Genomic DNA, 21,000 nt, shown 5'->3' with positions numbered 1-21,000 from the left:
GGCCGCGCGTACACCGTGCAAGATCGGCCGCTCGGTGCTCGAGCCTCCCTCCAGTGGCTCCCTCACCTGGAAGGTCGAGCCCTCGGTCGTCGTCGGCGGCCTGGTGGGCGAGCACCGATGGCGAGCGTTGGACTCCTGTCGAACTTCCTGCGGATGGGTCAGTGTCGCGTGCGGCGCCCGCGACGAGTACGGGATGCTGGGCACGGCGGTCGCGAGGTGGCCAAGTGCGCCGGGTAGCGGCATCCCGCTCGCCACTCGGACCACGGAGCCCTCAGTCTCTGGGCACCGGACGCTGCCGACCGTACGTGATCGGCTGCGAACCGACCGGGCGGGTGACCTCTTCCAGGAGCTCCAGCACGTGCCGGTAGGGCCGCCCGGTCGCCCGGGTCATGCCCATCTCGCAGGTGCGGTTGCACGAGGCGTAGCCGGCGAATGGCCCGTTCGCGGCCTCGAGGCGCTTGATCTCGGCGGCCTCGGCCTCGGTGGCACCGGCGGTGAGTTCGGGGTGTAGGAGGCCGCGGTCCCCGGCGAAGCCGCAGCAGCCCCAGTCATCCGGGACCCGCACGTCGCGGGCGACCGCACCCGCCACGGCGACGAGGTCGTCGGTGGCACCCAGATGCACGGTGGAGCAGGTCGGGTGCACGGCGAGGCTTGCCAGTTCCTGGCCGGCCGGCACCTCGATCCGGGGCAGCAGCTCCCGGCGGGCGTAGGTGACGGTGTCGAGCAGCTCGAGGGTGTCCCAGCGTGCCGCTCGCATCGGGTCCAGGTGCGCGGCCAGGCCGTCCAGGCCGTGCGTGCAGGACGACGCGTCGCAGACGAGCGGGCGACGGCCGTCGTCGGTCGCAGCCCACACGCCGTCGAACACGCGCGCCGCCATGGCCGCCTGCCCGTCGACGAAGCCCTTCGACTCCCACGGGGTGCCGCAGCAGAGGCCGTCGACGCCGTCGGGCAGCACGGCCCGAAGACCCGCCCGCTCACACAACGTGAGGAACGCCGCGGCGGCACCCTCGCCACGCCCCTCGGGACCGAACATCGCCCCGGTACAGGACGGGAAGAAGACCAGGTCTGCGAGCGCCGAGCCGGAGACCGAGGGGCCGCCGTCGACCGCTTTCGGACCACGTCCGGCGGGTGAGCCGCCCACGGCGGGCAGGTCCGCCAGCTTCGACCGGGCCGAGCCCGGGCCGGGCAGGCCGGCGCCGAGTTGCGGGACGAGTTCGTGCGGCAGCACGGTCCGCGCGGCGGTCGTGGCGCCGGCGAGCAGCGACGACGGCACGGCGCCCGCGACGGTCAGGCCAAGGCGCAGCCCGGATGTTGCCGCGGCCCAGGCCCCAGTCGCGGCAGCACCCGCTCGCTGGGCGGCGGGTCCGTGGCCGGCGGCGCGGACGGACTTCATCACTTTGCCGGTGTCGATCTTGACCGGGCAGGCCGTGACGCACAGGGAGTCCGCGGCGCAGGTCTGCACCGCGTCGTAGGAGAACGCTGCCTCGAGCTCGGCGCGGCGATCGGGTCCGGCGGCGGCGATCTCCCGCATCAGGATGATCCGCTGCCGGGGGGTGGTCGTGGTGTTGCGCGACGGGCAACCCGGCTCGCAGAACCCGCACTCCACGCAGGAGTCGACGGCGGGGTCGACTCCCGTCACGGTCTTCAGGTTGTCCAGGTGTGCGCGCGGGTCGTCGTCCAGGAGCACCCCGGGGTTGAGGATCCCGCGCGGGTCGCAGAGCCGCTTGAGCTCGGTCATCACCTCGTACAGCTCGTCCCCGTACTGACGGCGTACGTAGGCGGACATGATCCGCCCGGTGCCGTGCTCGGCCTTGAGGGTGCCGTTCGCGCCGAGGATGAGGTCCACGAGGTCCTCGGTGAACGCCTCGTAGGTGGCGAGCTCGCGAGGGTCGTCCAGGTGCGGGTTGATCATGAAGTGCAGGTTCGCGTCCCGGGCATGCCCGAACGTGACCGCGTCGTCGTAGCCGTGCCGGGCGAGCAGGGCGCCGAGCCCACGGACCGTCTCGGTGAGGACCTCCGCCGGCACGGCGACGTCCTCGAGCAGGTTCGTGGTGCCCTGTGGCCGGGCCCCGGCGACTGCCGCGTACAGGCCCTTGCGCACGGCCCACAGGCCGGCCCGCTCGGTGGGGTTCTGGGTGAGGGCGGCCGGAGCGCTGAGGTCGAGGCCCCGGATCACCGGGTCCGCCGGCCCGGTGAGCTCGGCGAGCGCCGCGGCGTCGGGCGCCTGGAACTCCACGAGCAGCGCCGTGTGGTCCACGACGGGGATCGACGCGATCGCGGCCGGGGCGCCGCGGTCCGTCTGCGCCACCCGCAGCGACGCCGCGTCCATGAGCTCGACGGCGCGGGCGCCGGCCCCGAGGAGCGCCGGCAGCGCGTCGGTGGCCCGCTCGATGGAGTCGAACACGAGCAGGCTGGTGGCGGCCCTGGCCAGGACCGGGACGGTGTCCAGCACCACGGAGGCGACGTAGCCGAGGGTGCCCTCGGAGCCGATCATGAGATGCGCGAGGATGTCGGCCGGCCGGTCGTGGTCGAGCAGGGCGTTCAGGCCGTAGCCCATCGTGTTCTTCATCGAGAACTGGTGGGTGACGATGGCGCGCAGCCGCGGGTCCGCGCGCACGGTGTCCCGGAGCCGGACCAGGCCGGCGTGCAGCTCGGGCTCGAGGGCGCGCAGGCGCGCGTCCGCGTCCGGCCGGGCGGTGTCGATCGTGGTCCCGGAGGGCAGCACGAACTGCATCGAGCTCAGCGTCCGGTAGGCCGTGGCCGTGAGCGAGCTGGTCATCCCGGAGGAGTTGTTCGCCACCACGCCGCCGATGGTGCAGGCGATCTCGCTGGCGGGGTCGGGGCCGAGCTTGCGCCCGTACCGGGCGAGCGTCACGTTGACGCGCCGCAGTACGGCCCCCGGTCCACACCGGACCCGGGCTCCGCCGTCGAGCACCTCCACCTCGGCAAGGTGACGACGCACGTCGATGAGTACCCCGGAGCCACCGGCCTGCCCGGACAGCGACGTGCCGCCGGCTCGGAACGTGACGCTCTGCCCGGCGTCGTTCGCGGCCACCAGGGCCGCGACCAGCTCGGGCAGAGAGCCCGGGGTGAGCACCGCCTGCGGTCGGAGCAGGTAGTGCGAGGCGTCGTGCGCCATCACGGCGAGATCCGCGGCCCGCTCGCTCCACGCCTGGGCGCCCGCGGCACGCCGCACCTCCTCGAGCGGTTCCGTGCTGACGGTCATGGTGCCAAACCTAGACCGATTCGCGGGCGGGTCGTGGTCGGCGTCCAGGTCGCGGCACCCAACCTGGGGGCGGGCGCGAACCGCGACGGCGCCACATGAGAGTTGTCATACGGAACCGGTGATGGAGCGCCCTGGTGTGGGCGTCGCGCCACCGGGAGGCTGGAAGCAACCCCGATCGAAAGGCATGCTCCCCGCGATGTCCGACCTCCTCATCGACCTCCAGGCGTTCACCGAGTCCCTGCCCCCGCTGCTGCGCTGGGTGGGCGTTCTGCTCGCGGCGCTCATCCCCTACGTCGAGGCGGAGGGTGCCTCGATCATCGGGATCGTGGCGGGCATCCACCCCGCGATCGCCATCCCGGCGGCCGTGGTCGGGAACGCGATCGCGCTCGCCGTGATCATCGCGGTCACCTCGGCCGTGCGCGCCGGCGTCACCCGGAATCGGGGCCCGGACGCGAACCCCAAGAAGCAGCGCATGCGGCGGGTCTTCGACCGTTGGGGCGTCCCGGGGGTGAGCTTCCTCGGGCCGCTGCTGCTCCCCAGCCACGTCACCGCCGCCACGATGGTCGGCTTCGGCGCACCGAAGGCGCGGGTCTTCGTCTGGGGCGTCGTGGCCGTGGCGGCGTGGGCGGTCGTGCTCGGCGTGCTCGTCTACCTCGGCGTCCAGGTCGCGCTGCACTGACACCGCGACGGCGCCGTCCTCACGGTTCGAGACGGCCGCCGCGTCTGACCTGGCGACCGGCACGATCTGACTAGGCTCGCTCCCAGACGACAGCCGGGGAGTGAACGCATGAACGCACGCCAGCGCCACGAGGCGCGTTCGGCGTACGCGATGCTGCTCCCGAGCCTGATCGGCGTGATCGGCTTCCTGCTGCTGCCGGTGCTGATCGTGGTGGCCCTGTCCTTCATGCGGTGGAACCTGATCAGTGCGCCCGAGTGGATCGGCCTGGAGAACTACGCCTACATCCTCACCTCCGGCCGGTTCGGGAACTCGCTCCTGGTCACGGCCCTGTTCGTCCTGATGGCGATCCCGACCTCGATCGTCATCGGTCTGCTGCTCGCGATCGCGATCAACCGGGGCCTGCCCGGGACGAGCTGGCTGCGGGTGCTGTACGTGCTGCCGTGGGTCTGCGCACCGCTGGCCCTCGGCGTGGTGTGGAAGTGGATCTTCGACCCCACCAACGGCGCGCTGAACGCGATCATCGGGCGCCGGGTCGAGTGGCTCACCGACCCCGATCTGGCGCTGCCGGCCGTGGTGTTCGTGCAGGTCTGGTCCACGGTGGGGTACATCTCGCTGTTCTTCCTGGCCGGGCTCCAGCAGATCCCGCGGTCCGTGTACGAGGCAGCGATGCTCGACGGCGCCGGCAGCGTCCGCACGCTCGTCTCGGTGACGCTGCCGCTGCTTCGACCGACGATGTTCTTCGTGACCGTCACCTCGGTGATCTCCTCGTTCCAGGTGTTCGACTCGATCTACGCGATGACCGGTGGCGGCCCCGCGTTCCGCACCGACGTGATCGCCGCCCGCATCTACGACGAGGCGTTCGTGGGGTTGCGGCTCGGTCGGGCTGCCGCGATGGCCGTGGTGCTGTTCGTGGTGCTCGTCGGCGTCACGCTCGTCCAGCAGCGCTACTTCCAGCGCCGGATCACCTACGACATGTCATGACCGAGACCATCCGCCCCCGCACGCCGGGGTCCCGGCCCGGGGCGCCGTCCTGGCGCACGTCCCGGCTCTTCGCGAACGTGCTCACCTACGCGTTCCTCATCGCCGGGGGCCTGCTCATGCTCGGCCCGTTCGTGTTCTCGGCGATGACGGCGGTGAAGACCCCGAAGCAGTTCAACACCACCTGGCCGCTGACGCTGCCGGACCCGGCCACGGTCGAGAACTTCACGGCGCTGTTCTCCGAGCAGTACAACTTCGTGGTGCCGATCGCCGTCACCGCTCAGGTGGTCCTGGTGCTCGTGATCGGTCAGATGCTCACGTCGATCCTGGCCGCGTACGCGTTCGCCCAGCTGGACTTCCCGGGCCGGGACGCGTTGTTCTGGGTGTACCTGTCCACGCTGATGATCCCCGCGGTGGTCACGATCATCCCGCTGTACTCGATGATGACGACCCTCGGCCTGAAGAACTCGTTCGCCGGCCTCGTGGTGCCGTTCCTGTTCGGCTCCCCCTATGCGATCTTCCTGCTCCGGGAGAACTTCCGGTCCACCCCCTCCGACGTGCTGGACGCCGCGAAGATCGACGGGGCCGGGGTGCTGCGGCGGCTGTGGCAGGTCATGGTGCCGATGAACAAGCCGATCCTCGCGACCCTGCTGCTGATCACCGTGGTGAGCCAGTGGAACAACTTCATGTGGCCACTGATCATCGCGCCGGCCCCGGAGTGGAACGTCATCACGGTGGCCACCGCCGCCCTGCAGACCCAGTACAACGGCAACTGGACGCTCGTCATGGCCGCGACCACGATCGCGCTCGCCCCGTTGGTGATCCTGTTCCTGGTGTTCCAGAAGCAGATCACGTCGTCCCTCGGCGTGACCGGGGTCCGCTGACTGGACCGGGCCGAACCGGCCCGAGAGCGGAGCTCAGACGGTGGGCCCGTCCGAGCGCAGCTTGTCGACCTCGGCCATCGCCTCCCGGAGCTGACCGAGCCACTCGTCGGCGTGCTCGCCGACGAGCCGCACCGACCAGGCCAGCGCGTCCGAGCGGGACCGCGCAACCCCGGCGTCGACGAGAGTGTCGAGCACCCGCCGCTCGGGCTGACGCAGGCGCGTCATCACTGGCGCCGCAACATGGGTGAAGAGCGCCCCGTTCGCACCGAGTCGCGCACCCCACGAGACCTTGCGCCGGTAGCGTGCCTGGGCCTCCTCGGCGATCTCGATCCGCTCGGCCCTGGTCTCGGCGCGGAACCGGCTGATCCGGCCCTCCGCCTCGGCGCCGTCGGCCTCCTCGGCGAGGGTGCCGACCACCAGGATCTCCTCGCGGTCGACCGTCACCTCGACCTCGCTGAACCACGCCTTCGGCAGCCGACCGCGGAACCAGTCCTCGGCGTCGTCGGCAGCCGGCAGATCGGCGACCTGCCAGCCACCACGTCCGCGTCCGCCGGTGCCACCACCTCGTCCGCGACCGCGCCAGCGTCCGCCTGCCTGCTCGCGTCCTTCGCGGGTCTCGTCGTACTCGTCTCGGGTCATCATGTCTCCACCCTTCTGATTACAGGATTACATGATTACACCGCGAGGCGTGGGTGTCTACGGCCACGATTCCCCGAGCCCGCTGGAGCGGCTCACGCCATCCCGGCCGGCGTGGCGAACACCGTCCACGGGACCGTCGCACTGACGGTGTCCGGCGCGACGCGCAGCGGTTCGATCTCGAGCGTCTCGATCTCTTCCAGGCGGCCCTCGCTCCACTCGGTCAAGGCATGTCGGGTGCTGGCCAGACGCGAGAGCAGCCCGGCGTAGCGGCGCTCGAGGACCTCCCAGCCGAAGGCCTTGTTGTCCGCGAACCACCGATCGCGGTGCGCTTGCGCCAGGCGTGAGACGGCAGCCTCGACGTCCGGTACGAGATCCGTCGCCAGGCGCTTCGCCTCGAGCCGGTCGCCGGCCAGGTAGGCGGGACGAACCGCGAGGTGAAGGTCCGCCTTGAGCGCGAGGGCGTGGCACAGGTGCGCGATCACACCGAGCCGTCGATCCGGGCCGTCGACGGATTCGGTGCGGATCAGCTGCTCGCCGAGCGCGCGCATCCGATCTGCGACCTCGCCCGAGAGCCCGATCTCCCCGAACGAGATCAGCGGGTCCAGCCACAGCAACCACTTGCTGGGGTTCGGCGGCTCGATGGCACCGGCGCGATCGGTGTCGTCGAAGGGGTCGTCGATCGCGGACGCCGCAACCCACAGTTCCTGGCTCACGCCGAGGGACCCGAGACCCGCGTCGGTCTGCTCGGCCGTCAAACCGTACGCACGGTCTCCGGCATGGGCGAGCGCCGGCAGGCACGAGAAGTAGTCACATTCGTTGCCGTCGTTGCCCCACATCGTGATCATCGCCTCGTCCACACCGGCGGCGATCGCCCCGCCGACGGCGGCGGTGCAGGCCGTGATCGACTCCGGCAGTCGGGCCCACAGACGTCCCCAGCTCGCGCATCCGCCGGCCATCACCGTGGGCAGCGGTCGGTGCTGGCGCAGTTTCAGCTCGTAGTAGGCGTCCGTGTGATGGAAATAGTCCCAGTACACCAGCGTGAGGCCGTCGGGAAGGGCCTCCAGCGTCCGCGTCGCGATCGTACGGTCGGTGCGGTAGTAGTCCTTCGCGCCGTGCTCGACGTCGAAGAGCATGTCGCTCCACATCATCGGCTCGACGTCCAGCTCGCGGCAGATCGTGGTGACGTCGTCGACGTGCCGCAGGAAGTGGCCCATCCGGTCCGTCGGGTCGGGAGCCCTGTCCGCGAAGCCGTAGGCCTCATCCAGGCCGAGGTGCACCCTTGCCGACCGGAACGGTGCCGTCGCGGCGGTGATCATCGCCCGGATCAGGTCCGACGCACCGTCGTCCCCGATGCGGATCACCTCCGGCGCGACGCCGATCCCGTGGAACGGCGGCCACTTCAGGATCTGCCGCAGGTGCCCGAGGGTCTGGATCACCGGCACGACCTCGACGCCGAAGCCGTGCGCGATGTCATCGATGCGCCGGAGCTCGTCCTGACTGTAGCGACCGCGCCCGTGACCGATGTACGGCTGACCGGGCACCTCGTAGGTGTCCTCGAGGTAGAGGTACAGCGTCGAGTAGCCCATGAGCGCGGCGCAGGCCAGGTACCGCTCCACGGTCTCGACCCGCATGACGGCGTTACGGGACATGTCGATCATCACGCTCAGTCGACGCAGTGCCCGCCTCGCGCGGATCGCCGTCGGCTGCTCACGGAGCGCGAGCGCTGCCCGCATCGCGTCCGCCAGCGCGTGGTAGCTCACCCGGGTCGCGTCCGCGTCCTGGTCGACGGCGAACCCCGCCTCGGTCTGCCCGGACAGCTCCGCGCTCTCCCAGCGCAGCACCTGCTCCGGGGAGCTCACCAGTTCCAGGGCCCGTCGCACCGAGGCTCGCACCTGGTCGTGGTCAAGATTCACGTGTCGCATTCCATCCCATTCTCCGCTGTTACCAAACGCTCGGTACGGACCGCGTCGGCCCGAAGTCTGCCCGTGTCCAGACCCGCCAGCGCCACCGTCGCGGTCGCCACGTCGAGGTCCCAGATCCCGAGCTCGATCCAGGCCGAACCCTGGCGCTGGTCCAGCTCGACCTCAGCCTGCCCGCCCGCATGGGTGACCCGATAGACCGCGCGGGCACTGTTGTTGATCTCACCGGGGAACCAGACGCTGACGCGGTAGCGTCCGCTCGCACCGAGCGCCGGCGTCCAGGCAGCGGTCCCGGCGGTCGCCGGCGCGATCCACCGAGTGACGCCGCCGTCCCAGCCACGCAGGTTGGACTGCGCCCACACGCCGGTCTCGCCGTAGCTACCCGCGCCGCTGCCGGTGTCGATAACCACCCGGTTCCCGGGATCGACCTCGCCGACGGCGATGATCGCCGTCGTAGTCAGCTCACCGAAGGTGAGGGTCACCTCGTGCAGTGCCCCGACGGCGGCGCTCGCCGGCGCCTGGATGTCCACCTCGATCGTCTGCTCGTCTCCCGCTGCGAGTTCGACGTCGACGGCCCCCGGCTCTGCGTGCCAGCCGGCGGGCACGCCGATGGAGAGGCAGCCGGCGATGGCTGCCGCCGGCGCCGCCGAGACGCTGACGGTCACGTTGCTCGTTCCTCCTGGAGTCGCGATGTCAGCCGCGCTCACGTGCAGGTTCGCCCGGAGATCCGCGTCGGTCGTGGGGCGGAACCGGACCGCACTGGTGCGATGGGTCCCCGCATCCAGGACCTCGAGATAGACGTCGCCGGTGCGGCCCGCCTCGAACTCGAAGTACCCGAGCGATCGCCATTCGCCGCCGCCCGACGTCTGGTCGACCACCACGGTGTTCTCACCGCCTCCGTGCCGGATCACGAACGCTGCCTGGGTGGTCGAGACGGTGTGGGCGGGATACCAGACCGACACCTCATAGGATCCTGCCGCTGGGATGTCGGGTGCCCAGCGCGCGGTGCCACCGGTGAGACCGTCGAGGTTGTAGCGGCTGCGCGTACCACCCCAGCCGGCGAGACCGCTGAAGCGCCACTGCCCGGTCTCCTGGTACAGCGGCCACGGGCTCTGCACGTGGACCACCTGCGGCTCGGTGGCGACCGCGACAGCGACGTTCGCCGACCAGATGCCGTCCAGGGCCGCGGTGAAACGAGGGCTTGTCCCCCACGGCAGTTCGGCCGGCGCGGTCACCGTCACCGCGTGGCGCCCGACATCCCCCGCGGGCACGCTCACCTGTGCGGTCGGTACGTCGATCGACCAGCCGCCCGGGCCGGAGATCGTGACCGGGATGTCGACCGCCTGGGTACCGGGATTGCTGACCGTCGTGGTCACCGTGAACTGCTGCCTGGGCTCGGTCACGCGCTGGATGCCGGCGACCACCCCGACCAGACGCCGAGCGTCGCGCACCGCGAGCTGGAACGGCTCCGACCGGGCCGTGCCACCGGTCCAGGTCGCCGTGGCCGCGAGCGCCGGAGAACCGAACGGCTCGCCGGCCGCCACGGAGACGTCGTAGGTCCAGGTCGCCGTGCCGCCCGGTGGGATCGGGTCGGTCGGCACGGCAACCGGCGCCGGCGTCCAGCCACTCGGCAGGTCCAGGTCGACGGTGGCGCTCACCAGCGTGGCCGACGTCAGGTTCCGCACGGTCACCCGGACCGTGACATCGCCCCCGGCGACGGTGGTGCTGGGTGCGTCGAGGTCCACCAGCACGTCCGCGCCGAGGCCTCCGGTCTGCGCAGCGGGAAGCCTCAGCGTCACCGGGTCGGTCGTGACCGTGTCGGTGACGACGCGATAGCCGAAGGATGCGGTGACCTCATCGACGCCGATGGTCCACTCGTAGGGGTATGGCTTCACCGGCGACGGCACCCAGGCACCCTCGTCGATCCGATGCTCGAGCGTCACCGGGTCGAGACTGTCGACCATCACGTAGGCGTCGTAGCCGGAGCCTCCGCCGGCCCGTGGCAGCAGCACCCCGCGGACGACCCCGAGGTTGGCATCCGCCGGCCGAGCATGGAAGGTCGTGGCGCCGTGATCGCCATCGACCGCGGGCACATGCCAGGGTGCGCGGACGTCGATGGCGCGGGCGGCGACCGCGACGATGCCGTACGGCGGCACGGTGACCTCGAATCCGCCCGCCGGTAGGGACGCCGTCGAACCCGACGGGTCGCTCAGCACCTCGACGTCAACACTGTCGTTCGGCTGCAGCCCCAGGAGGTCGGTCGCAAGGCTGACGACGACGACCTGCGCTTCGCCGGTGGTGTTCGTGAGGCTGAGGTAGAGCGAACCGTTGCCGACACCGGTCAACCAGTTCACCGCCGGGTTGTCGACCTCGACGATGCCACGTGGGAACCACGGCCACACGCCGTCCTCGCCATAGAACCGGCCGGGTGCGTGACCGAACAGCGTGTACCGGAAGTACACGTAGTCCGCCTCGTGCACCCCCGGGAAGTCGATCTGCCCGCCCGAGCGCACCAGGTGCTCGGATACCAGGTAGTCGATCGTCATCCCGATCTGGGCCGGCATGTGGTGGGGGTAGATCGCGGTGACGCCGCTCGGACCCAGGAGCGGGAAGTCCGGCTTCATCTGGATCACCTGGAAGTCACGGCTGTAGTAGCCGGGGTAGTTCGTGTACCGGCCGATCACCATGTTGTGGGCGAGGTCGACGATCAGGTCGTCGTCGGCGTAGTGCCCGAGCCGCAGCAGGGCACCCGCCCAGCACGGGTTGAAGACGAATCCGCCGCCCGCCGCCGTGCTGGCCGAGGTGCTCACCTTGTACGTGGTCAGCTGTTCGAACGTCAGGCCCGTGGTCGAGACGTACCAGGACGGTACGGTCTCGACGTCGACCGCGGTCCGAGGGTAGGCGGGCAAGCCGTCCGAGGGCCAGTCGTACTGCTGCGTCCGCACCGGCGGCTGCCCGACCGTGACGGTCCCGCCGACGGGCACAGGGCGCAGGGTCGTCTGCGTGACGAAGCGCTGCGCCTCGCGGTAGGCGCCGGCCAGGATGTCCGCCTCACCGGTCGCCTCGTACAGGACGACGAGGTCCAGCCAGGACCGGCTGTAGGAGATGGCGAAGCCAGCCTCGGCGGGCACGTTCGTGTATGCGGTGTCGATCTCGTGCTCGATGTAGTCCCGGGCCAGGCGCAGAGCTGCGGTGATGTGGGACTCGTCCCCGGTGAGTTGGTAGGCGGCCAACTCGACGGCGAAGCGTGGCCGGTCCCTGCCGACCTCGTCCGCAGCGATGCTCGCGATGCCGAGCCGTCGGATCCCGCCGGCGCGATGCCCGCTGAGCTCGTACAGCGCGTTGAGCATGATCGCGTCCCCGGCGACGTAGCCGAGCCGGTGCTGGTTCGCCACCTGTCCCGGCTTGCTCAGCGGCGAGTACGCGATGCTGCCGCGGGAGAGCTGATACTCGACCATGGGCCGCGCACGGTCGGCGTACAGGGGGGCATCGTCGGTGGTCGACGTGAGCAGGTGTGCCGACTGCAGCACGCCGCCCACCGCGACCCGGACGTCGTCGGTGATCTCGACGTTCATGAAACCCTTGGCACGGCTCCACCAGCCGGAGAACGACGGTGCGAAGTCCTCACTGTCGTCAGCGTCCGGCTCCACCACGGCGAGGTCGAGCATGGTGTGGACGGTGTCCGTGAGCGAGGAGCCGTAGACATTGCTGCGGTACGCACGGAAGTCATACGCATCCCGGGCGAGCCCGACGAATGCGTCGTAGAGCGGGCCTTCGTAGGCACAGATGCCGAACGTGAAGCCACGGCTCGCACCGGCTGCCATAGTGGCGCGCAGTCCCGGCTGCGGCGCATAGATCGTCGGCGTGATGTCGAGCGAGTCGTTGCGCAGACTCATCCCGAAGGGCTGGTCATCGCCACCGAGCGCCTGCTCGTGCTCGAACTCCAGCACCTCGGCCGGCACGAACACCCCCGAGGTGAGCGGTCCGCCGCCGACCTCTCGCTGGGTGAGCGCCATCGGCGCGAACAACTCCCAGGCGCCACGTGGCTGCGGATCCTCGAGTACGACCTTCGCGTGCTGCTGCGCCCCGCAGAGCACCTCGTCCACGCCATCGAGGTCGGTCACGTCACCCGATTGATAGGCGACGATGTACTCACCCGCCTCGTGGGCGGTGAGGACGAACTGCGCCTCCGGATGGTCCCCGTCAAGGGACCACCGGACGACGAGTTCGAACAGGTCCGGATCGCCGGCCCGCAGCTCGACCGAGTTGCTGCCGACCTGGGTGACCTGGTCGAAGGCGACCCAGACGGGTGTCGACCGCGGGTGGCCAGGTGCGCCATGGCGGTAAACGATCCACTGTTCGTCCAGCCGGCGCTGCGCCTGCGTCGCGGCGACCCAGGACCCGTCCCGGCGGACCTCGAGATCGCGCACGACGCTCTGCCCGCCGTGCCAGCGTGCCCAGCCGAACGTCATCCGGTATCGGTCGTTGGCGATCTGGAACAGCCGGCGGTACCGCAGGTCGGGCAGGTCGAGACGGCGCAGCGCATCGTCGACCGTGCTGGCCCGCCGCCTTGCCGGATCGGCCGTTGCCGATGCCGGGGCGGCGCCGACCACGGCCGGCAGCACCGCGCTGCCCAGCAATAGGCCGATCGCGTGTCGGCGGCTCATGCCGCGCAGGCCCTGCGGCACCGATCTGGTGCCGGCGCGGCCGGGACTGGTCGGGGTCGTGCTCATCTGTGATCTCCTCGCCTCGTTGCGACTGAGCTGCTGTGATCAGGACCGCCGCGCACGTGGCCAACAAGGTTGCCGGCCGGTGCGTCTTCATGGACGACCACGGGCCGATCAGCTCTTGACGGCACCGGCAATGCCCTCGATGAAGGTCTTCTGCAGGAGCAGAAACACGACGATGGTGGGCAGGACGCTGATCGTCGCGCCAGCGGCGAGACCGGCGAAGTCGGTCGACTCCTGGCCGAAGAAGTTGTACATGCCGACCCCGAGCGTGCGCAGACCCGGATTGCCGAGGGTGAACACGAGCGGCACGAAGAATGCGCTCCACGCACTGATGAAGTTCATGAGCGCGACCGTCCCGATCACCGGCTTGGCCAGCGGCAGCATGATCGAGAGGAAGGTCCGGAAGAACCCGGCACCGTCGACCTTGGCCGCATCCTCCAGCTCCGAGGGCATGCCCCCGAAGAAGCCCATGAACAGCAGCACCGGGACCACATGGACCGGCGCCGCCTGCGCCAGCGCGGCACCCAGCAGACTATTGCCCAGTCCCAGCTCGTTCACGAGCAGGAACACGGGGATGATCGTGTAGCCGTGCGGGATGAACATGGTCGCGACCAGGATGCCGATGATCAGTTTCTTGAACGGTAGCCCGGGGCGGGACAGGGCGTATCCGGCCAACGATGTCACCAGGAGCACGATGGCCACGACAAGCACCGTGAAGATGATCGTGTTGACGGTGTACTCACCGAACTTCGCGGTCGTCCAGGCCCGCGAGAAGTTGTCGAGGGTGGGCTCCTCCGGAATGAGGCTCAGTCCGCCGAGCAGCATCTCGCGCTGCGACTTGAAGGCCGCCGAGAACATCCAGATGAAGGGGTAGACCCAGACCAGACAGAACGGGACGAGGAACAGGTGCGACAGTTGCGGACGCCAGCGCCACCCGGACTTCCTGCCGTGGTACAGCTTCGGCAGCCCGTCCGGGGTGCGGGTCGGATCCGCCGGTGCGGCCGAGGTGCCCGACGTGACCGTGGTGCTCATACGGCGACTCGCTTTCGGTATCGCAGCGCCGGCGCCTGAAGCAGGGTGAGGACCAGCGTGAGCAGACCGAACACCACGCCGGCCGCGCAGGCGAACCCGTACCGTGGGGCCTGCATCTCGGGTGAGAACGCATAGCGGTAGATGTAGGTCGGCACGACGTCGGTCGAATAGACCGGCCCGCCGGCGGTCATCGCCTGCACGAGGTCGAAGGTGCCGAGGCTGCGCTGGAACAGCAGCAACATGATGACGATCGCGATCGGCGCCATCACCGGCACCATGATGTGGCGGACGATGCTCGCCCGGCGTGCGCCGTCGAGCTGTGCGGCCTCGATCAGGTCCTTCGGCACCGTTTGCAGAGCCGCGAGCCAGTAGATCAGCGAGATGCCGAACCCCTTCCAGAGGTCGATCCCCATCAGGGTGGGCAGCGCCGTCGTCGTCGATCCGAGGAAGTTGATCGGGGCGTCGACGAGCCCGACCGCGAGCAGGATCTCGTTGACGGCCCCCCGCACCGGGTCGAGGAGGGCGACAAAGACGATGCCGACCACCGCCGTCGTCGTGACGACCGGCACGAACAGGGCGAGGCGGTAAAGGTTCCGGCCACGGAGCCTGGCATTGTTCAGCAGGATCGCGAACGCGAGCGCAAGCGGGAGCTCGATCAGGATCGCGACCAGCGAGAACAGGAACGTGTGCCAGAAGGCACGCCAGAAGTCCGGGGCGGTCAGCACTTCGACGAAGTTGGCCAACCCGACCCACTCGGTGGGATTGCCGACGCCGTCCCAGTCGAAGAGCGAGTACCACCAGCTGGCGACGATGGGCCACAGGGTGAACCCTCCGAACGCCACCAGCAGCGGCAGCAGCAGCACGTAGCACCAGAGGTGCTCCCGCCGCTTGGCCGCCGTTCGCCGAGTCCGTGCGGTCATGTGGTCGACCTCAGTTCGCTGCGTCGTACGGCTGCAGCGGATCCCAGTCGGGGAAACTGATGTCCTCGACCGACGCGTCCCCGGTGGCGAAGATCTCGTCGAGGAAGGTACGCAGCTGTTCGTCGAGCGCGGCCGCCTTGGGCGCGAAGTCCTCGTTCTTGATCATCGACTCCAGCGCCGAGTCGGTGAAGCGGAGTTCGGGTCGCTCGGCCCGGGCATTGAGGATGGTGGCGCCACCCTCGCTGGCGAGCTTCGGGTTCGGGACGACCTGCATCGTGGACTCCGCGACCCCGAACACCTCGGACAGGTCCGGGTTGGCCTGGATCTCGTCCTCCCAGACGCTCTGCATGGCGGTGAGGGTCCCGAACTCCTCGTAGTAGGCACGGTAGAAGTCCGCGGACGCGAGGAAGTCCAGGACCAGCCAGGCCTCCTCGGGATGCTCGGTCTCCGACGACATCGACCACAGCGGGTCGAACTGCTGGGTGATCGGCGTGTAGGAGGCGCGTCCCGAGTCCGGGACCGGAACAGCGACGATGCCCATCTCGATGTCGGGGTTCAGGTTGCGGATCTCGGCGATGTGCCACGACTGGGCCGTGTACATGGCGAAGCTGCCGGCGGCGAACTCGGTGTAGGAGCGCGAACTGTCCCAGCTCTCCCAGCCGGTGATCAACGATCCTTCGGCGTTCATGCGACGCATCAGTTCGACGGCCTCGATCATCGTCGGGTTCGCGGTGTCCGGCTCGCCGGTCATCAGGTTGATGCCGTCGCCGGGGATCGAGTAAGGGACGCCTTGGCGCGACATGCGCACGATGCCGGAGGCCTGCTCGGGCGCCATCCCGAAGACTTGGCCGCCGCCGTCGGCCGTGACCGCACGGGCGATCTCCTCAAGCTCACCCCAGGTGGTGGGCGCCGCATCGAAGCCACTCGCGGCCAGCAACGACCGGTTGTAGACGAACAGGTCCATCGCCGACCACTTACCCCACACCAGCGGGATCGAGTAGAGCTCGCCGTTGCGGTGCAGGCCCGAGCTCGCGGGCTCCAGGGAGCCCTCCGGGAACCGCGACCGGAAGTCGTCGGTGACGAACTCCTCGAGCGAGCGCGCCCATCCGCGTGAGTACATGCGGTCGAACCCGGCGGCCTGCGCGCGATAGATGTCCGGGGCGTTCCCCTGCTGGAACATCAGCTCGACGGCGCTGAGCTGCTGATCGCCCGGGTTCTCGATGATGTTGATCCTGATACCGGGATTCGCGGCCTCGAAGGCGTCCATCTGCGCCCGATAGAACTCGCTGGCGCCCGGCGGGTCCGGGATGAGGGCGAGGGTCAGTTCGACGGTGGCGCCACCACCGCTGCTACTGCCACCGCCGCTCGGGTCCTCGGACGATCCACAGGCGGCGAGGCCGAGGCCGGCCGCGGCGCCGAGCCCCGCGGTCAGCACGCTGCGGCGGGACATCTGGGCATGACGAACGTGGGACATGTGAGTCTTCCTTCTGGGTGAGTGGCGGTGGCTCAGCGTCGAGCCGACCGCACGTCGGCGAGGCCGACCCGGGATCGCTGGGTGAAGGGGTCGGTGTCGGTGAACGCGACAAAGGCGCCGTCCGGGGAGAAACCGGGGTGTCCGTGTCGTGGGTGCACGTCGCCGAAGTGCATCTCGGCGAGTGTGACGGGAGCGAACTCCCCAGTCATGCTGACGAGTTCGATCCGCCCGGCCGAGGCATCCGGGTCGATCGGGTCCTCGGGCGCGGTGGGGAACAGCCATGGCGGACGCGTCGGACCGGCGTCGACCACGGCGAGGTCGCCCTGCCGGCTGATCGAGGCGTGGTTGTAGTCCGCCGCCTCGACGATCAGTCGGGGCTCACGCCCGTCCGGCCAGATCTGCCAGAGGCCAGGCGTGCCCTCACACGGGGTGTTCGAGGGCTGAGTGGTGTCGGCTGCGACCGTGATGCAGCAGACCTCATGGAACGCCCACGCCTCGTGACCTGTCGGCACGATGCCGTCGCCGGCGATCTGGTCCCAGATCTTCATGCCACGCGGGGCATGCACGGGGTGCATGACCCAGAGCCGGTTGTACGGGCCGTAGTTGTGCGTGAAGCGACTCTGGTTCGAGAATCCGATCCAGTCCGGGTCGGCCTCGCAGTACTGGAAATGCGCCAGCTCACTCGCGGAGTCGAGAAGCTGGGTCGCCTCGCCGGTGGTCAGATCGATCTCCACGAGCACGCTCGGGCCGGTCTTCTTGCCCTTCGGGTAGTACGACGCCAGGCACCGGTCGAACGCCGGGTGCAGGGTCACGATCACCGAGAGCTCGTGGTCGCCCGGCGGCGCGAAGACGGGCCGGGTGGTGACGGCGCCGTCGGCGGTGATGTCAATGCAGATGACCTCGTTGCTGAACATCGTGACGATGCGGCTGCCGTCGGTGGCGACGTCGTACCAGCTGTACGGGTTCGTCGTGTCGATCGGGTCGGTGAAGCGGCAGAGCTCACGGTCGGTGCCGGTGGCGACGTCGATCAGGTGCAGGCTCATCGCGGCCGGTTCGAGCTCGATCTGACCGACCACGACCCCAGTCGTGACACCGTCGGCGTCCGCGACGAACCCGTTCAGGTGCGGGTAGGTGAAGTACCGGTACTGCTCGAAGCTGGTCAGATACCGCGGTGAGACCACGCTGATCTCCTCGTGTCGGCCACGTCACCGTGGCGGTCAGAGCGCCGGTCGGCGCGTTGCGTGTTCGATCCTGCACGGGACACTGCTGAGGTGTCAAGGCTTCTGACCTGCAGTTTCTTTAACAAGTTTGTTTCATGTGAGATTCTTCCACGTGGCTGTAGGCTCTCCCTGTGGTCACTCGAACATCTCCGAGCAGCGCCGCCGGCCGATCCACCGGCGGCGACCAGTCGTTGCTGCGCCGGATCAACCTGGGCGCGGCACTGGCCCGGTTCCGGGCCGGGCCTGCGACGGTCGCGCAGATCGGCGACACCGTCGGGGTGTCCCGCACCTCGGCCCAGCAGATCGTCAACCAGCTCCTCGAACTGCGCTGGATCGCACCGGAGAAGCCGGCCGCGTCGGCGACCCCGCAGATCGGCCCGGCCCCGCGCCGGCACCGGTTCCGCGCCGAGGCCGGATACGTCGCCGGCGTCGACCTGGGGCGCCACCGGGTCCGCGCCGTCGTGGCCGACCTCGGCGGCGAGCCGCTGTCGACGTCGACGGTCGAGATCGCTCCCGACGCGGACTCGGTGGAGCGGCTACAGGCGGCCCGGACCGTGCTGGAGGACTGCTGCCGGCAGGCGCGGATCCGCTACAGCCAGGTCTGGGTGGTCGCCGCCGGCGCCCGCGGGGTGATCCATGCCGGCACGGTCGTGGCCGCCGGCGGCATGCCCGGCTGGACCGGCATCGATCTCGAGACCGAGCTGCGCGACCGCCTCGAGCGGCACGTGGTGGTCGGCAACGACTGCAACATCGCAACCGTCGGTGAGCACTGGCGCGGCGCCGGGCAGGACGCGGCCAGCCTCGTCAACGTCGCCGTGGGACAGTCGATCGGCGCCGGCATCATGATCGACGGCCGGCTCCTCACCGGCTTCGGCGGCTTCGCCGGCGAGCTCCACCACCTACCGTTCCTACGGTGGCGTGGCGCGGCCGCGCGGCTGAAGGCGGACCCGGGCGAGGAGGTCGACATCAAGTCGGTGTTCGACGACGCCCGCGACGGCTCGGAGACCGCCCGGAAGCGCGTGGAGGACTACACCCGGGCGCTGGCCGAGGGGGTGGCTGTCCTGGTCGCGACCATCGACCCCGAGCTGGTCGTCATCGGCGGCGGACTCTCCGCAAGCGGCGACACCCTGCTCGAGCCACTGCGCCGCCATCTCGAGCCACTCACCGCGCGGATGCCACGCCTGGAGGTGTCCCCGCTGGGCCCGGACGCCGTGACCCTCGGCGCGGTGCGGATCGCGCTCAACCACGTCGACACGCTGATCGATGCCGCCGCCGATCGGCTCGACGAGTTCCCCAAGCCGCTGCGCCGCGTCATCGCTAAGGGCTGAGTCCGTTCGACCAGTGGTGCTGATATAGTGCCGCTTCCGCTGCAGTCAACGCCACGAGACACTGGGATGCGCCATGCAGATCACCGTTCATACCGACGACGTAGACCCGATGCACCAAGCGGTTGCTGATGTGCTCGGCGAGTTCCCCGACCGACTCGGCGATGACGGGTTCGAGATCTCGCTAAGTCGGGGTACTGACAGCGGCTTGCGGATCACTGCGCGCGACCGCGGTGCCGACGTGGAGTACGGCACCATCACGCAAGGCTTGCGAGGCCTCGGCGCCGTCATGGGTGAACTGCTCGTGGCCGGCTCGGTGAGCGAGCGATCCGAGCGGACCCCCTTCGAGACGATCACCGTGATGCTCGACGTCTCGCGCAACGCGGTGCTGACCGTCGACGCCGTGATCGGCCTCATCCGCCGGGTCGCCCTGATGGGCGCAACGAGCGTAATGCTCTACACCGAGGACATTTACGAGATCCCGGGTGAGCCGTACTTCGGGCACGCGCGCGGGCGGTATGCGGCCAGCGAGCTCACCGCGATCGACGACGCGGCCGCCCGCGTCGGCATCGAGCTCATCCCGTGCATCCAGACCCTCGGCCATCTCGCGAACGTGCTCCAATGGCCCGTGTACGGTCCGGTCCGGGACAACGCACAGGTGCTGCTCGTCGACGAGCCGAAGAGCTACGAACTCGTCCGGGCGATGCTCGAGGCCGCCAGTGCGCCGGTGCGGTCCCGCCGGATCCACGTCGGCATGGACGAGACCTACGGGATCGGCAGCGGAGCGCACAGGTCCCGGTACGGCTCCGAGGAGCCGATCGAGCTGGTCAATCGGCACCTCCGGCGGGTGGCGGACCTGTGCGACGAGCTCGGCCTGCGGCCGATGATCTGGAGCGACATGTATCTGAAGTTCGCCTCCGTCCGTCACGACATGCACGACCTCGGCGTCGCGTTCCCGGGCAAGGACGTCGCGCCGATCCCGAGCAATGTCACACTCGTCCACTGGGACTATCTGAGCCTGGACGAGGATCATTACGTCCGGCAGCTCGAACGGCACCAGGCGGCCGGCCACGAGCCCGTGTTCGCGGCAGGTGTCTCGTGCTGGTCGCGGCTCTGGTCGCAGAACACCTCCTCGATCGCGGCGCTCACGCCGGGCGTGCGAGCAGCCCGCAGGGTCGGGCTCGCCGAGGTGATGGTGACGACATGGGGGAACGACAGTTCACAGGCCGACCTCTACTCGACCCTGCCCGCCATCCAGCACTTCTGCGATGAGGCCTACGCCGGCGCCGAGAACGCAGCCTTCTCAGCGACGAACTTCCGAGGGTCCTGCGACGGCACGCTACTGACCTGGCTGCGCGCGGACGAGCTCGACCGGGCCTTGTCGGATGCCGACGCCGGCCCCGATCACCCCGAGTTGTTCGGGAACCCCGGCGCCTGGTTGCTGTGGTCCGACCCACTGCTCGACCTGATGCCCCTGCCCGCCGAGCCGTTGGCGCCCAGGTTCCGCCAGCTCGCAGACGACCTGACCGCCGCCGCGGCGAGCGGGACTGCCGCCGACCAGATCGTCTCGGCCGTGATCGATGCCGCTCGCGTGCTCGAGCACAAGGTGGAGCTGCACCAGCGTCTGCGCCCGGCGTACCGCGCGGGCGACGTGGAGACGGTGCGCGACCTCCTCGACCATGTGATCCCCGCCGTCGCCGACGGCGTCCGGTCCTTGCGGCGCTCAGCGCACGCCCGATGGGTCGCCCACAACAAGGTCTTCGGCTGGGAGGTTCTCGACCTGCGCTACGGGGGTCTGCTCGCACGGCTCGATACTCTGCACGAGACATTGACCGTGTGGCTGGCTGACCCGACTCGACGCATCGAGCAGCTCGATGTCGACCAACTTCCCATGTTCCGGCCGGGCGCGGGCGGTCAGATCATGCGCCACGACATGGTTGCCAGCCCGAGCCCGGTGAACTGACGCCGCTGGAG

General features: G+C 69.6%; 13 protein-coding genes. 5 read left to right on the top strand and 8 right to left on the bottom strand.

What is annotated here, in order from left to right; genetic code table 11:
* Nucleotides 1–271 precede the first annotated feature (271 nt).
* Nucleotides 272–3,226 carry an FAD-binding and (Fe-S)-binding domain-containing protein gene (locus GKS42_RS01060; protein WP_154792161.1) on the bottom strand — a complete coding sequence of 985 codons (2,955 nt, stop codon included), beginning with the start codon at nt 3,224–3,226 and terminating at the stop codon, nt 272–274.
* A 196-nt stretch (nt 3,227–3,422) separates the two neighbouring features.
* On the opposite strand from GKS42_RS01060, the gene GKS42_RS01055 reads away from it, so the two are divergent.
* The 3 genes from GKS42_RS01055 to GKS42_RS01045 all read left to right on the top strand — a co-directional run bounded on the left by GKS42_RS01055 (nt 3,423) and on the right by GKS42_RS01045 (nt 5,767).
* Nucleotides 3,423–3,905, top strand: coding sequence for a hypothetical protein (locus GKS42_RS01055; protein WP_154792160.1), 483 nt, complete (start codon nt 3,423–3,425; stop codon nt 3,903–3,905).
* A gap of 108 nt (nt 3,906–4,013) precedes the next feature.
* A complete protein-coding gene (locus GKS42_RS01050) occupies nt 4,014–4,886 on the top strand; it encodes a carbohydrate ABC transporter permease (RefSeq protein WP_154792159.1) in 873 nt (290 codons plus the stop codon).
* Nucleotides 4,883–5,767 (top strand): carbohydrate ABC transporter permease, encoded by an 885-nt coding sequence (locus tag GKS42_RS01045; RefSeq protein WP_154792158.1) that lies wholly within the window; start codon nt 4,883–4,885, stop codon nt 5,765–5,767. Before GKS42_RS01050 ends, GKS42_RS01045 begins: the two co-directional genes overlap by 4 nt.
* 33 nt (nt 5,768–5,800) lie before the next feature.
* Here the strand turns inward: GKS42_RS01045 and GKS42_RS01040 are convergent, their stop codons facing one another.
* The 7 genes from GKS42_RS01040 to GKS42_RS25895 all read right to left on the bottom strand — a co-directional run bounded on the left by GKS42_RS01040 (nt 5,801) and on the right by GKS42_RS25895 (nt 17,662).
* Nucleotides 5,801–6,409 carry a hypothetical protein gene (locus tag GKS42_RS01040; protein WP_290368041.1) on the bottom strand — a complete coding sequence of 203 codons (609 nt, stop codon included), beginning with the start codon at nt 6,407–6,409 and terminating at the stop codon, nt 5,801–5,803.
* 89 nt (nt 6,410–6,498) lie between these two features.
* Nucleotides 6,499–8,319: a beta-N-acetylhexosaminidase gene (locus GKS42_RS01035; protein WP_154792157.1), complete on the bottom strand. Its 1,821-nt coding sequence runs from the start codon at nt 8,317–8,319 to the stop codon at nt 6,499–6,501.
* Nucleotides 8,316–13,058, bottom strand: coding sequence for a golvesin C-terminal-like domain-containing protein (locus GKS42_RS01030; RefSeq protein ID WP_154792156.1), 4,743 nt, complete (start codon nt 13,056–13,058; stop codon nt 8,316–8,318). The genes GKS42_RS01035 and GKS42_RS01030 overlap by 4 nt, the downstream gene beginning before the upstream one ends.
* A gap of 108 nt (nt 13,059–13,166) precedes the next feature.
* Nucleotides 13,167–14,087 (bottom strand): carbohydrate ABC transporter permease, encoded by a 921-nt coding sequence (locus tag GKS42_RS01025; protein ID WP_154792155.1) that lies wholly within the window; start codon nt 14,085–14,087, stop codon nt 13,167–13,169.
* Nucleotides 14,084–15,007, bottom strand: a complete 924-nt coding sequence (locus GKS42_RS01020; RefSeq protein ID WP_154792154.1) for a carbohydrate ABC transporter permease — start codon at nt 15,005–15,007, stop codon at nt 14,084–14,086. The genes GKS42_RS01025 and GKS42_RS01020 overlap by 4 nt, the downstream gene beginning before the upstream one ends.
* Nucleotides 15,008–15,017: 10 nt before the next feature.
* Nucleotides 15,018–16,481: an ABC transporter substrate-binding protein gene (locus GKS42_RS01015; RefSeq protein ID WP_168217690.1), complete on the bottom strand. Its 1,464-nt coding sequence runs from the start codon at nt 16,479–16,481 to the stop codon at nt 15,018–15,020.
* 32 nt (nt 16,482–16,513) lie between these two features.
* Nucleotides 16,514–17,662: a hypothetical protein gene (locus tag GKS42_RS25895; protein ID WP_168217689.1), complete on the bottom strand. Its 1,149-nt coding sequence runs from the start codon at nt 17,660–17,662 to the stop codon at nt 16,514–16,516.
* Nucleotides 17,663–17,832: 170 nt separating this feature from the next.
* On the opposite strand from GKS42_RS25895, the gene GKS42_RS01010 reads away from it, so the two are divergent.
* Both GKS42_RS01010 and GKS42_RS01005 read left to right on the top strand, forming a co-directional pair.
* Complete coding sequence (locus tag GKS42_RS01010; RefSeq protein WP_154792152.1) at nt 17,833–19,029, top strand: ROK family protein; 1,197 nt, start codon at nt 17,833–17,835, stop codon at nt 19,027–19,029.
* A gap of 73 nt (nt 19,030–19,102) precedes the next feature.
* The gene (locus GKS42_RS01005; protein WP_154792151.1) at nt 19,103–20,989 is read left to right on the top strand and encodes a beta-N-acetylhexosaminidase; all 1,887 of its coding nucleotides are present in this window, start codon (nt 19,103–19,105) and stop codon (nt 20,987–20,989) included.
* The last annotated feature ends 11 nt before the right edge of the window (nt 20,990–21,000 follow it).

Source organism: Occultella kanbiaonis (genome assembly GCF_009708215.1).
Lineage (GTDB): Bacteria > Actinomycetota > Actinomycetes > Actinomycetales > Beutenbergiaceae > Occultella > Occultella kanbiaonis.
The sequence above is the reverse complement of the archived record's forward strand: the minus strand, read 5'-3'. Positions and strand labels throughout refer to the sequence as shown.